The 11,752-nt window shown below is 71.6% G+C and carries 13 protein-coding genes; 7 read left to right on the forward strand and 6 right to left on the reverse strand.

The features are described 5' to 3' along the window. The first annotated feature begins 45 nt into the window (after positions 1–45). From kstD to ACWEN0_RS15795, 6 genes are read left to right on the forward strand one after another with little or no spacing between them, the layout of a single operon-like run. Complete coding sequence (gene kstD / locus ACWEN0_RS15770; protein ID WP_451973610.1) at positions 46–1,710, forward strand: 3-oxosteroid 1-dehydrogenase; 1,665 nt, start codon at positions 46–48, stop codon at positions 1,708–1,710. After that, positions 1,707–2,843, forward strand: a complete 1,137-nt coding sequence (locus tag ACWEN0_RS15775; RefSeq protein ID WP_451973612.1) for a Rieske 2Fe-2S domain-containing protein — start codon at positions 1,707–1,709, stop codon at positions 2,841–2,843. The genes kstD and ACWEN0_RS15775 overlap by 4 nt, the downstream gene beginning before the upstream one ends. Further along, a complete protein-coding gene (locus ACWEN0_RS15780) occupies positions 2,840–3,115 on the forward strand; it encodes a hypothetical protein (protein WP_451973614.1) in 276 nt (91 codons plus the stop codon). The genes ACWEN0_RS15775 and ACWEN0_RS15780 overlap by 4 nt, the downstream gene beginning before the upstream one ends. After that, complete coding sequence (locus ACWEN0_RS15785; protein WP_451973616.1) at positions 3,108–4,139, forward strand: 2Fe-2S iron-sulfur cluster-binding protein; 1,032 nt, start codon at positions 3,108–3,110, stop codon at positions 4,137–4,139. Before ACWEN0_RS15780 ends, ACWEN0_RS15785 begins: the two co-directional genes overlap by 8 nt. Before the next feature lie 10 nt (positions 4,140–4,149). Continuing rightward, positions 4,150–4,998 carry a MaoC/PaaZ C-terminal domain-containing protein gene (locus ACWEN0_RS15790; protein ID WP_451973618.1) on the forward strand — a complete coding sequence of 283 codons (849 nt, stop codon included), beginning with the start codon at positions 4,150–4,152 and terminating at the stop codon, positions 4,996–4,998. A gap of 34 nt (positions 4,999–5,032) precedes the next feature. Beyond that, positions 5,033–5,488 (forward strand): riboflavin kinase, encoded by a 456-nt coding sequence (locus tag ACWEN0_RS15795; RefSeq protein WP_451973620.1) that lies wholly within the window; start codon positions 5,033–5,035, stop codon positions 5,486–5,488. 14 nt (positions 5,489–5,502) lie between these two features. On the opposite strand, the gene ACWEN0_RS15800 is transcribed toward ACWEN0_RS15795, so the two are convergent. From ACWEN0_RS15800 to ACWEN0_RS15825, 6 genes are all read right to left on the reverse strand, one after another. After that, a complete protein-coding gene (locus ACWEN0_RS15800) occupies positions 5,503–6,048 on the reverse strand; it encodes a DUF5134 domain-containing protein (RefSeq protein WP_451973622.1) in 546 nt (181 codons plus the stop codon). A gap of 75 nt (positions 6,049–6,123) precedes the next feature. Next, positions 6,124–7,311: a lipid-transfer protein gene (locus tag ACWEN0_RS15805; protein ID WP_451973624.1), complete on the reverse strand. Its 1,188-nt coding sequence runs from the start codon at positions 7,309–7,311 to the stop codon at positions 6,124–6,126. Continuing rightward, positions 7,308–7,694, reverse strand: a complete 387-nt coding sequence (locus tag ACWEN0_RS15810; RefSeq protein WP_451973626.1) for a MaoC family dehydratase — start codon at positions 7,692–7,694, stop codon at positions 7,308–7,310. Before ACWEN0_RS15810 ends, ACWEN0_RS15805 begins: the two co-directional genes overlap by 4 nt. Next, positions 7,691–8,599 (reverse strand): bifunctional MaoC family dehydratase N-terminal/OB-fold nucleic acid binding domain-containing protein, encoded by a 909-nt coding sequence (locus ACWEN0_RS15815; protein WP_451973628.1) that lies wholly within the window; start codon positions 8,597–8,599, stop codon positions 7,691–7,693. Before ACWEN0_RS15815 ends, ACWEN0_RS15810 begins: the two co-directional genes overlap by 4 nt. After that, positions 8,596–9,750, reverse strand: a complete 1,155-nt coding sequence (locus tag ACWEN0_RS15820; RefSeq protein ID WP_451973630.1) for an acyl-CoA dehydrogenase family protein — start codon at positions 9,748–9,750, stop codon at positions 8,596–8,598. Before ACWEN0_RS15820 ends, ACWEN0_RS15815 begins: the two co-directional genes overlap by 4 nt. A gap of 5 nt (positions 9,751–9,755) precedes the next feature. Then, positions 9,756–10,805: an acyl-CoA dehydrogenase family protein gene (locus ACWEN0_RS15825; RefSeq protein WP_451973632.1), complete on the reverse strand. Its 1,050-nt coding sequence runs from the start codon at positions 10,803–10,805 to the stop codon at positions 9,756–9,758. Positions 10,806–10,892: 87 nt separating this feature from the next. Here ACWEN0_RS15825 and ACWEN0_RS15830 point away from each other — a divergent pair, with 87 nt between their 5' ends. Further along, positions 10,893–11,750, forward strand: coding sequence for an alpha/beta fold hydrolase (locus ACWEN0_RS15830; protein WP_451973634.1), 858 nt, complete (start codon positions 10,893–10,895; stop codon positions 11,748–11,750). Positions 11,751–11,752 lie beyond the last annotated feature (2 nt).

Consider the following 11,752-nt stretch of genomic DNA (forward strand, 5'->3'; position numbering starts at 1 on the left):
GCTGCCGGTCTCATCGACAACCATTGACGCAGCAGGTGAGGTGGCATGACGGAGCAGTTCGACGTCGTCGTCGTAGGTAGCGGCGCCGCGGGGATGACCGCCGCACTGGCCGCGGCTTACCACGGCCTCAGCGTCGTCGTCCTCGAAAAGGCCGCCTGCTTCGGCGGCTCGACCGCGCGCTCCGGCGGCGGGGTCTGGCTGCCCGGCAACCACGCGCTGCGCGCCGCCGGGATCGACGAGCCGCCCGAGCGGGCCCACGAGTACCTGGCCTCGATCGTCGGCGACGTCGTCCCGGCCGTCCGGCGGGACACCTTCCTCGACCACGGCCCCGAGGTGCTGAAGTTCGTCTGCGACCACACGCCGCTGAAGTTCCGGTGGGTCCGCGACTACAGCGACTACCACCCCGAAGCCCCTGGCGGACGGCCCGGCGGCCGCTCGGTCGAGCCGATGGCCTTCGACGGCAAGCTGCTCGGCGACGAGCTGGCCCGCCTCGAACCGCCCTACAGCGCGCCCCCGCTCGGCGTGCCGATCACCCAGGCCGACTACCGCTGGCTGAGCCTCCTCGCGCGGCACCCGCGCGGCAGCGTCCGGCTGCTGTCCCTGGGCGTCCAGTGGCTGGCCGGGAAGCTGCGCGGACAGCGGCTGCTGAGCATGGGGCAAGCGCTTGCGGCCGGGCTTCGGGTGGGCCTGGCCAGGGCGGGCGTCGAGGTCCGGCTGAACACTCCCCTGGTCGATCTGCAGGTCGAAGGCGACCGCGTCACCGGCGTCGTCACCTCCGACGGCGTCGTCGAGGCCCGGCGGGGCGTGATCCTCGCCAGCGGCGGCTTCGAGCAGAACCTCGAGATGCGCGAGAAGTACCAGCGCGCGCCGATCGGCACCGACTGGACCGTCGGCGCCGAGGCCAACACCGGCGACGGCATCACCGCGGGCCTCAAGCTCGGCGCCGCCCTCGACCTGATGGACGACGCCTGGTGGGGCCCGTCGCTGCCGCTCACCGGCGGCCCGTGGTTCGCGCTGGCCGAGCGGTCGCGGCCGCGCTCGATCATGGTCGACGCCCGCGGCGAGCGGTTCGTCAACGAGTCCGCGCCGTACGTCGAGGCCGTGCACGCGATGTACGGCCCCGGAGACGGCCCTGGTGAGCACATCCCGACCTGGCTGGTGTTCGACCAGCGCTACAAGGACCGGTACATGTTCACCGGCGTCGGGCCGCGCCAGCCGCTGCCCGGCCGCTGGTTCAAGGCCGGGATCGCGGTGAAGTCGGGTTCCCTGGCCGGCCTGGCCGAGAAGATGGACGTCCCGCCGGAGAGCTTCGAGGCGACGGTCGAGCGGTTCAACGGCTTCGCGCGCAAGGGCGTCGACGAAGACTTCCAGCGCGGCGTCAGCAAGTACGACCACTACTACGGCGACCCGCGCAACAAGCCCAACCCCAGCCTCGGCCCCCTGGACAAGGCGCCGTACTACGCGGTGAAGATCGTCCCGGGCGACCTGGGCACCAAGGGCGGGCTGCGCACCGACGAACAAGCGCGAGTCCTGCGGGAGGACGGCTCGGTCGTGCCGGGCCTGTCCGCCGCGGGCAACGTCAGCGCGGCCGTGATGGGCCGCACCTACGCCGGGCCGGGCGCGACCATCGGCCCCGCCATGGTGTTCGGCTACCTTGCGGCGACGCGGCTGGCGCACGAAGATCAAGGGACCACGGGAGGCGAGCGATGACGCAGGAGTCCGTACGCACGATCTACGCCGGTGAGCCACCGACCCGGTTCGCGCGCGGCTGGCACTGCCTCGGCCTGGCCGAGCGGTTCCGCGACGGCAAACCCCACGCCGTCACGGCGTTCGGCACGAAGCTGGTCGTGTTCGCCGACTCGAAGGGCGAGCTGAACGTCCTCGACGGCTACTGCCGGCACATGGGTGGCGACCTCACCCAGGGCAGCGTCAAGGGCGACGAGGTCGCGTGCCCGTTCCACGACTGGCGCTGGAACGGCAAGGGCAAGTGCGTCTCGATCCCCTACGCCAAGCGGGTTCCGCTGCGCGCGCGGACGCGGTCGTGGACGGCGTCCGAGCAGAACGGCCAGCTGATGGTCTGGCACGACCCGGAGGGCAACCCGCCGCCGGAGGAGCTGGCCATCCCGCGGATCGAGGCGGCCCACAGCGACGAGTGGAGCAACTGGACCTGGGACGAGATCTTCATCGACGGCTCGAACTGCCGGGAGATCATCGACAACGTCGTCGACATGGCCCACTTCTTCTACATCCACTACGCCTACCCGACGTACTTCAAGAACGTCTTCGAGGGCCACATCGCGACGCAGTACCTCAACACCAAGGGCCGCCCCGACATGGGCATGGCGTCCAACTACGGCGGCGAGGACAACCTGCTGCGGTCGGAGGCGTCGTACTTCGGGCCGTCCTACATGATCAACAAGCTGGTGAACTCGTTCCAGGGCTACGAAATCGAGAGCGTGCTCATCAACTGCCACTACCCCGTGACGCCGACGTCGTTCGTGCTGCAGTACGGCATGAAGGTCAAGAAGCAGCACGGCCTCACCGACGAGCACGCGGACAAGATCGCCGCGAAGCTCGCCAAGGGCATCGGCGCCGGCTTCCTGCAGGACGTCGAGATCTGGAAGCACAAGACCCAGATCGACAACCCGCTGCTGTGCGAAGAGGACGGTCCGGTCTACCAGCTTCGCCGGTGGTACCAGCAGTTCTACGTCGACGCCGCCGACGTCACCGACGACATGACCCGGCGGTTCGAGTTCGAAGTGGACACTTCGAAGGCGAACGAGGCGTGGGCGGCGGAGGTGGCCGAAAACCTCGCCCGGCAAAAGACCGAGGCGGAAGTGTGACGACCGCCGAGCAGGCTGCGTCCTCGGATGCGGCGGAGTTCCTCTCGGGCGGGCTGCGGCCGCACGAGTGCCGCAGCTGCGGGACCTGCGTGCTGGTGAAGAAGAACAGCATCCAGCACACGAGCATCCAGTGGACGTCCCGGCCGGCCGACACCTGCCCGGTGTTCGCCGACGCGGACGGCCCGTCGGCGCTGCTCGACACCTGCCCGAAGCTGGCCGACAGCATCGGCGACGCGGTCCGCGACGGCTCGCTGGCGGTGGCCGATGGCTGAGCGGGTCTACACGCTGACGGTCGCCGACGTCGTCGTCGAGACGCCGGACGCGCGGTCGGTGGTCTTCGAGATCCCGCCCGAGCACGCTTCGGCGTTCTCCTACACGGCCGGGCAGTTCCTGACGTTGAAGATCCCCAGCGACCGGACGGGCTCGGTGGCGCGCTGCTACTCGCTGTCGAGCGCGCCGCACGAGAACCGCGTCCAGGTGACGGTCAAGCGCACCGACGGCGGGTACGGCTCGAGCTGGGTGTGCTCGTCTTTGAAGCCGGGCATGCAGGTCGACGTGCTCGCGCCCGCCGGGGTGTTCTGCCCGGCGTCGGTCGACGAGGACTTCCTGCTCTTCGCCGGCGGCAGCGGGATCACGCCGGTGATGGCGATCCTGAAGACGGCCCTCGAGACCGGGTCCGGCCGGGTGGTGCTGGTCTACGCGAACCGTGACGAGAACTCGGTGATCTTCGCGGGCGAGCTGGCGTCGCTCGCGAAGCGCTACGGGGATCGGCTGGTCGTCGTGCACTGGCTGGAAAGCGTCCAGGGGTTGCCGGAGGTTGCCCAGCTGCGCGGGCTGGCGTCGGCGTACACGTCGCACGAGGCGTTTCTGTGCGGACCAGCGCCGTTCATGGCCGCCGCGCGCGAGGCGCTCGGGCAGCTCGGGGTGCCCCGGGACCGGGTGCACGTCGAGAAGTTCACATCGTTGACCGGCAACCCGTTCGAGTCTTCGGAGCCGGAACCCGAGCCGGAGTCGGACGAGGCACCCGCGTCGCTGACGGTGGAGCTGGACGGCGAGACGCGGTCCATGGCCTGGCCACGGCAACGGAAACTGCTGGACCACCTGCTGGACGCGGGGATGGACGCGCCGTACTCGTGCCGCGAGGGACAATGCAGCGCGTGCGCGTGCCGGATCGTGTCGGGTGAGGTGAAGATGCTGCACAACGAGGTCCTGGACGCCGAGGACATCGCCGACGGGATCGTGCTGGCCTGCCAGTCGCTGCCGGTCACCGACGACGTCTCGATCAGCTACGAATAGGAGTCCCCGCGTGCCCATCGACCCGGACGTCGCGATCGGTGCCGAGATCGGCGAGGTGAACTTCGCCTGGACGTCGTCGGACGTGCTGCTCTACCACCTGACCCTGGGCGCCGGTCCGGACGAGCTGCGGTACACCTACGAGCAGGACCTGGTGGTGCTGCCGACGTTCGCGACGGTGGCGGCGAACCTGCGCGTGTTCGACCCGCCCGCGGTGTCGTTCCCCGGCGTCGAGATCGACCTCGCGAAGGTGCTGCACGGCAAGCAGGAGATCACCCTGCACCGGCCGATCCCGACGTCGGGCAAGGCGGTCGCCCGGTCACGGATCGCGGACGTCTTCGACAAGGGCAAAGCCGCGGTCGTGGTCCAGGAGGTCGCGGTGACGTCGTCGTCCGGCGATCCACTGTGGACGGCCCGGTCGAGCATCTTCGCCCGCGGCGAGGGTGGTTTCGGCGGTTCGCGCGGGCCGTCGGACCGCATCGAGTGGCCCACCCGCGCTCCCGATGTGGTTTTGGACGTGCCGACGCTGCCGCAGCAGGCGCTGCTGTACCGGCTGTGCGGCGACCGGAACCCGCTGCACGCGGACCCGGCGTTCGCCCGCGCGGCGGGGTTCGACCAGCCGATCCTGCACGGGCTGTGCACGTACGGGATCGTCGCGCGGGTGCTGGTCAACGAGTTCCTGGGCGGCGACCCGGCGCGGGTGGCGTCGTTCGCGACGAAGTTCGCGGGCGTGGTGTTCCCCGGCGAGACGCTGCGTGTGCGGGTGTGGCGCTCGCCCGACCGGTTGCTCGTGACGACCTCGGCGGTGGAGCGCGACGACGCGCCGGTGCTGGCGGACACCGTGCTGGTGTCCACTTCGTGAGAACGTCCCGGCCGTCGCCCGCTACCGTGGAGGGGTGACTTCGGAATACTTCGTGGTGCGGGGCACCGTCGAGCACGGCGACGAGCGCGGCCGTGAACTGGGCTTTCCCACGGCGAACATCGCGTTGCGCGACCAGGCCGGGTCCCTCGGCGACGGCGTCTGGGCGGGCTGGGTCCGCCGCGCGGACGGCACGGACGTCCCGGCGGCCATCTCGGTCGGGCGCCGCCCGACGTACTACGGAGCGGACGGCTACCGCCTGCTGGAGGCCCACCTGCTGGACTTCACGGGCGACCTGTACGACGAGACCCTGGTGGTCTGGCTCGGCTCCCACCTGCGTGAGCAGCAGAAGTACGCCTCGGCGGAGGACCTGATCACGGCACTGAAGAACGACATCACCGCGGCCACGCAGTGGGCGGCGGAGCACCCGCCCTCGGCCCTCCCGGAGGCGGGGGAAAGCCCGCTGGGCGAGGTCCGCAAGGTCACGGCCTGAGCGGTCTCACGACGTCAGAGGGCCGAGGCCAGGAGCAGGTAGCCCATTCCGGCGCCCATCACCACCCGGCAGGCCGCGCGGGACGTCTGGCCGGAACCCGACGGCACGGCCGCGCCGCGGACCACGACGACGCCCGTCCACGCCGCGTCCACCACGAAGTAGCCCGCCGCCAGGACGGCGACCAGCGGCAGCGCCAGCCGATCGTCCATTGTGGACATCGTCAGCCACGGGCCGTGGTCCATGCCGGCGTGGGGCATCGCCGTGACCATGTACAGCATCGCCGCCGCCGAGAGCGCGTGGTGGGCGCAGCCCGCGCCGCCCCGCCACCAGGCCGCCGCGAACCAGCCCGCCGTCAGCGCCAGCACCGCCTGCCAGCCCGCCGCCGGGATCGGGCCGCCGACCGGCGACAGCATCGCCACCATCGCCACCACCAGCAGCAGCTCCGCCAGGTCGCCGTGCCGGACGCCGTGGCCCAGGCGCGTGTAGTCGAGCCGCACCAGGCGCAGCACGCACGGCAGCGCCAGCGCCGCGAACACCGCGGTGAGCACCCAGTCGACCATCCTCAGCGAGGACCTCACTCTGCGTCGCGGACAGGTCCTTCCACCGTGACATCCGCGACGACCGAGCACCAGCCGTCAATGAGGTGACGCGCGCCGGTCACCCGTCAGGACGAGCCCGCTCGTCGGCACCCCGGTGCCCGCCGTGACCAGCACCTTCGCCGCTCCCGCGACCTGGTTGACCGCCGTCCCGCGCACCTGCCGGACGGCCTCCGCGATGCCGTTCATGCCGTGGATGTAGGCCTCGCCGAGCTGGCCGCCGTGCGGGTTCAGCGGCAGCCTGCCGTCGAGCTCCAGCGCGCCGTCGGCGATGAAGTCCTTCGCCTCGCCGCGCCCGCAGAAGCCCAGCTCCTCGAGCTGCATCAGGACATACGGCGTGAAGTGGTCATACAGCACCGCGACGTCCACATCGGACGGTCCGAGCCCGGACTGCCCCCACAGCTGCCGCCCGACGACGCCCATCTCCGGCAGTGCGGCCAGGTCGTCGCGGTAGTAGCTGGTCATCACGTACTGGTCCGGCCCGCTCCCCTGCGCCGCCGCCGCGATCACCGCCGGCGGCTGCGCGAGATCACGGGCCCGTTCGACGCTGGTGACGACCAGTGCCACGCCGCCGTCGCTCTCCTGGCAGCAGTCGAGCAGGTGCAGGGGCTCGGCCACCCACCGTGACGACTGGTGCTCCTCGAGGGTGATCGGCCGGTCGTGGAACCACGCGTTCGGGTTGGTCGCCGCGTGCTTGCGGTCGATCACGGCGACGCGGCCGAAGTCCTCGCTCGTCGCGCCGTAGTCGTGCAGGTACCGCTGGGCGACCATGGCCACGGTCGCCGCCGGGGTCGCGATGCCCATCGGGTAGTGGAACGCGTTGTCCACGCCGGACGAGTTGACCTGCCCGGCCGCGGCGGACGACACCTGGCCGAACCGCATCCCCGACCGTTCGTTGAACGCGCGGTACGCGACGACGACGTCCGCGACGCCGGTCGCCACCGCCATCGCGGCCTGCTGCACGGTCGCCGCCGCGGCGCCGCCGCCGTAGTGGATGCGGCTGAAGAACTTCAGTTCGGGGATGCCCAGTTCCCGCGCCACCGCGATCTCGGCGTTGCCGTCCATGGTGAACGACACGAGCCCGTCCACATCGGACGCCGTGAGCCCCGCGTCCGCTAGCGCGTGAGAGATGCATTCGGCCGCCAGCCGCAGTTCGCTGCGCCCGGAGTCCTTCGAGAACTCCGTCGCGCCGATGCCGGCGATGGCCGCCTTGCCCGAGAGCGTCACGGCAGGGTCACCTCCACGGTCCCGGCGACGTGCTCGCCGAGACTGTCCACAGCGGACACTTCCACCACGAGGTCGTCGCCGTCGACAGCCACGACCCGGCCGGTGAACGTCAGGGTTTCGTAGGCGTAGCACGGCACACCGAGCCGGATCTTGATCGACCGGATCAGCGCCTCCGGCCCGGCCCACGCCGAGACGAACCGCTGCACCAGGCCGGTGTCGGTGAGGATGTTGAGGAAGATGTCCTTCGAGCCGCGCGCCACGGCCGAATCGCGGTCGTGGTGGACGTCCTGGAAGTCCCGGGTGGCCAGCGCCGTGCTGACCACGAACGTCGGCGTCACGTCGATGGTCAGCGGCGGCAGCTCGGCCCCGGCGGTGACGGTCATCGGGCCACCTTCCACGCGGGCAGCGTCAGGTCGTCGTCGACCCGGACGAACGCCGCCACCACCGGAAGTCCGATGTGGACTTCGTCCGGTGACGCGTCCAGCAGTTCGGCCAGCACGCGGACCCCTTCTTCCAGCTCCACCAGCGCCACCACGAACGGCAGCTCCTTGCCCGGCACGGGCGGGTGGTGGTGCACGACGTACGAGAACACGGTGCCGCGGCCACTGGCGACGACGTAGTCCGGCTTGGTGTCGAGCGCGCCGTCCGGCGGCATCGGCCCGGGCGGGTGCCGCACCGTCTCACCCCACCGCTGGATGCGCAGCTCCCCCGCCTTGAGGCCGTCCCAGAAGAACTCGGTGTCCTTGCTGATCACCGGCCGCAGCACCGGCGCCGGTGGCGGCTCCGGTGCGGGCGGCCGGAACTTGAGGACGCGGAACATCATCTCCGCGACGGCTTCGTCCTCGACGTACCAGGTCATCCGGGTGGTGACGAACCAGCCCTCGCCCAGCGCCGTCCTCTTCGGACCGGCGACGCTCTCGAGCGCCGTCCGCGCTTCGACCTGTTCGCCCGGACGCAGGTACCGGTGGTAGGTCTGCTCGGAGTTCGTCGCGACGACGGAGGTGAACCCGGCCTCGTCGAGCAGTTCCATCATCAGGCCGAGCGGGTCGTCGCTGCCGCGCGGGACGTTCAGGCCGCCCATCGTCCACACCTGCGCCATCGCGGGCGGCGCGACCAGTCCCTTGTGGACGCTGTTCGCGGCGAACTCCGGGTCGGTGTAGACCGGGTTGTCGTCCCCGATCGCCTCGACCCAGTTGTTCACCATGGCCTGGTTCACCGGGTCACGCGCCAGGCGTGGCGCGCATTCGCCGCGCGCGGCGATCTCGGCGGCGGCTTCTTCGATGGTCATCGCGGCACCCTCGGCAGACCCAGGCCGATCGACGCGATCAGCTCCCGTTGGATTTCGCTGACGCCCCCGCCGAACGTCAGCACGATGTTGCGCTTGGCCGAGACGTCCAGCCATTCGGCCAGCTCGGCGGTGTCCGGATCGGACAGGTCGCCGTGCCGCGCGACGAGCTCCTCGAGGTCCCGGCCGATCCGCTGGATGACCTCCGAGCTGAACACCTTGGTCGCCGACGCGTCCCCGACCCCGACCGGCGCGGTCGCCGAGGACACCGCGACCTGCCAGTTCAGCAGCTCGTTCACCCGCGTCACCGCCATCGCCTCGGCCAGCACGGCCCGGACGTCGGCGAGGTCCAGCAGTCCGTGCGCCGAGGCCCAGGCGCGCACGCGGTCGTGGAGCCCGCCGATCCGCCCGGCCGGGCCGAGCATGACGCGCTCGTGGTTGAGCTGCGTCGTGATCAGCCGCCAGCCCTCGTTTTCCCTGCCCACCAGACGGTTCACCGGCACGCGAACGTCCGAATAGTACGTCGCGTTGACGTGGTGGGCGCCGTCGCAGGTGATGATCGGCGTCCACGAGTAGCCGGGGTCGCTCGTGTCCGTGATGAGGATCGAGATGCCCTTGTGCCGCGGCGCGTCCGGCGCGGTCCGCACCGCGAGCCAGACGTAGTCGGCGTCGTGGCCGCCGGTGGTGAAGATCTTCTGGCCGTTGACGACGTACTCGTCGCCGTCGCGCACGGCCGTCGTCCGCAACGCCGCGAGGTCGGTGCCCGCCTCCGGCTCGGTGTACCCGATCGCGAAGTGGATCTCGCCGGCCAGGATTTTCGGCAGGAAGAAGGACTTCTGCTCGTCGGTGCCGAACTGCTGCAGCGTCGGCCCGACGGTCTGCAGCGTCACCGACGGCAGCTGGACGTCGGCGCGCGCGGCCTCGTCGACGAACAGGTGCTGTTCGATCTCGCCGAAGCCCTGCCCGCCGTACTCGACGGGCCAGCCGACGCCGAGCCGGCCGTCGCGGCCCATCCGGCGGACGATCTCGCGGAAGATCGGCCCGTGCCGCTCGCGCCGCATGGCCTGTCGTTCTTCGGGACTGATCAGCCCGGCGAAGTACTCGCGCAGCTCGGCGCGCAGGTCCTTCTGCGCCGCGGTCAGTTCGACGTGCATCCCGCTCACCCCGCCACTCGTTCGCCGAGCCTGCCGAGCCGGTGCGCGGCGCCCCCGAGCGCCCGGCCGAGGTCCTTCACCGCCGACGAATACCGGTGCAGCGGATAGGTTTCGTCCACGCCGACGCCGCCGTGCAGGTGGTGGCACGTCGCCAGGGCCTCCGGTGCCCGCGAGGCGAGCCAGTAGGCGGCGATGTCCAGTTCGGCGTCCGCGTCGAGGCCGGCCGAGAGCCGCCACACCGCGGACGTCACGGCCAGGTGGACGGTCCGCGCGGCCACGTAGACGTCGGCGATCTGGCCCGCCACCGCCTGGAACGTCGCGAGCGGGCGGCCGAACTGCGTGCGCTCGCCGACGTGCTTCACGGTCAGCGCGAGTGCCCCGGCGACCAGGCCGTCGCCGAGCGCGAGGGCCCCGGCCAGGGCGAACCGGTGCAGGACCGCGACGGCGCCCCGGTCGGCCAGCAGGTCGGCCTCCTCGGCGGCGACGTCGTCGAGCCGCACCGTGCACTCCGGGCTCCCCGCGGAATTCGGCGTCCGGACCAGCGTGACGCCGTCGGCGCGCGGGTCGACGAGGTAGACGGCGGTGCCGTGCGGGGTGGACACCGGCGTCAGGATCCGGGTGGCCTCGGCGGCGTAGGGCACGGCGGTCTTGACGCCGTTGAGCAGCCACTTCCCGTCTCGGACCCGGGCGGTGGTGGCGGGCCGCGAGGTCAGGGGCGAGGACGGCTCGTGCAGGGCCGCGGTGAGCAGTGCCTCCCCCGCCGCGACCGGCGGCAACAGCTCGGCACGCTGCCCGGGCGTGCCCAGCGTCTCGAGCGGCAGGACGCCGAGGGCGAGGGCCGCGTAGGCGGGCACCGGCGCGGCGGCCCGGCCGACCTCGGTGAGAACCTGCGCGACCTCGGCGACGCCCAGGCCGTCGCCCTCCAGGTCCGGGGGCAGGGCGAGCGCCAGCAGGCCCGAAGACGCGAGGGCGCGCCACGGGTCGTCTTCGGCGCCCAGCACCTTCGCGGCGAGGGCGGCGATCTCCGTCTGCGTATCGTCAAGGCTGAAATCCACGCCTGTCCTCCGGATCGGCGCAATACTGAAACCTGTTCTAGTCTTAACCGGAAACACCCTGCACGGCAACCCCTGCGGAGGAGCGGGATGGCGGTGACCGAACCGGGCGGCGCGGGCCGTCGCCGGCTGATCACCGTGCCGCCGACCGCCGGGGTGCCCGACCCGGTCCCGCTCGACCTGCCCGGCCGCGGGCGGACGGTCGTCACCGACGTCGGCCCGCGGGACGCACCCGCGCTCGTCCTGCTGCATTCGGTGGCCTGCACGGGCTTGCTGACCTGGTACCCGGCCCTCGACCGGCTGGCGCGCGACCACCGCGTCGTCGTGTTCGACCAGCGGTGGCACGGCCGGGGCATCCGCTCGCCGGAGTTCCGGCTCGCCGACTGCGCCGGGGACGTCACCGCGGTGGCCGACGCGCTGGGCATCGACCGGTTCGCGCTCGCCGGGTACTCGATGGGCGGCATGGTCGCCCAGCTCGTCGCTCACGCCGAACCAGAACGTGTTACCGGACTGGTGCTGTGCTCGACCGCGAGCAACTTCCGCCGCGGGCTGCGCCAGCGGGTCGCGCTCGACGTGTTCGGCCGGACGCTGCGGCAGCTGCGCGAACGCGTGAGGCTGCCGGCCGTGCCCATCGCCGTGCCGCGGCAGCGCGTCGAGGACTACCGCTGGGGGCTGCGGGAGTTCCGCTCGACGACGCCGTGGGAGATCGCGGTCGCCGTCGACGAGATCGGCCGGTTCGACTCGACGCCGTGGCTCTCCTCGCTGCGGCTGCCCGCGGCCGTCGTCGTCACCACAAAGGACCGGTTCATCGCCCCCGACCACCAGCGCTCCCTCGCCCGCCGGATCCCGGGCGCGGCGACCTGCGAAGTCGCGGCCGGGCACGCCGCCTGCGTGCTCGCCGCGGACCGCTGGGTGCCCGCCCTGCTCGCCGCCGTCCACTCCCTCTGAGA

The sequence above is a fragment of the Amycolatopsis sp. NPDC004378 genome, from assembly GCF_053602455.1.

What these genes read in the sequence shown, in the direction of transcription:
- ACWEN0_RS15775 (WP_451973612.1), top strand. Translation starts at nt 1,707, where the DNA reads ATGACGCAGGAGTCCGTACGCACGATCTACGCCGGTGAGCCACCGACC.
- ACWEN0_RS15785 (WP_451973616.1), top strand. Translation starts at nt 3,108, where the DNA reads ATGGCTGAGCGGGTCTACACGCTGACGGTCGCCGACGTCGTCGTCGAG.
- ACWEN0_RS15820 (WP_451973630.1), bottom strand. Translation starts at nt 9,750, where the DNA reads ATGCACGTCGAACTGACCGCGGCGCAGAAGGACCTGCGCGCCGAGCTG.
- ACWEN0_RS15810 (WP_451973626.1), bottom strand. Translation starts at nt 7,694, where the DNA reads ATGACCGTCACCGCCGGGGCCGAGCTGCCGCCGCTGACCATCGACGTG.
- ACWEN0_RS15830 (WP_451973634.1), top strand. Translation starts at nt 10,893, where the DNA reads ATGGCGGTGACCGAACCGGGCGGCGCGGGCCGTCGCCGGCTGATCACC.
- ACWEN0_RS15815 (WP_451973628.1), bottom strand. Translation starts at nt 8,599, where the DNA reads ATGACCATCGAAGAAGCCGCCGCCGAGATCGCCGCGCGCGGCGAATGC.
- kstD (WP_451973610.1), top strand. Translation starts at nt 46, where the DNA reads ATGACGGAGCAGTTCGACGTCGTCGTCGTAGGTAGCGGCGCCGCGGGG.
- ACWEN0_RS15800 (WP_451973622.1), bottom strand. Translation starts at nt 6,048, where the DNA reads ATGGTCGACTGGGTGCTCACCGCGGTGTTCGCGGCGCTGGCGCTGCCG.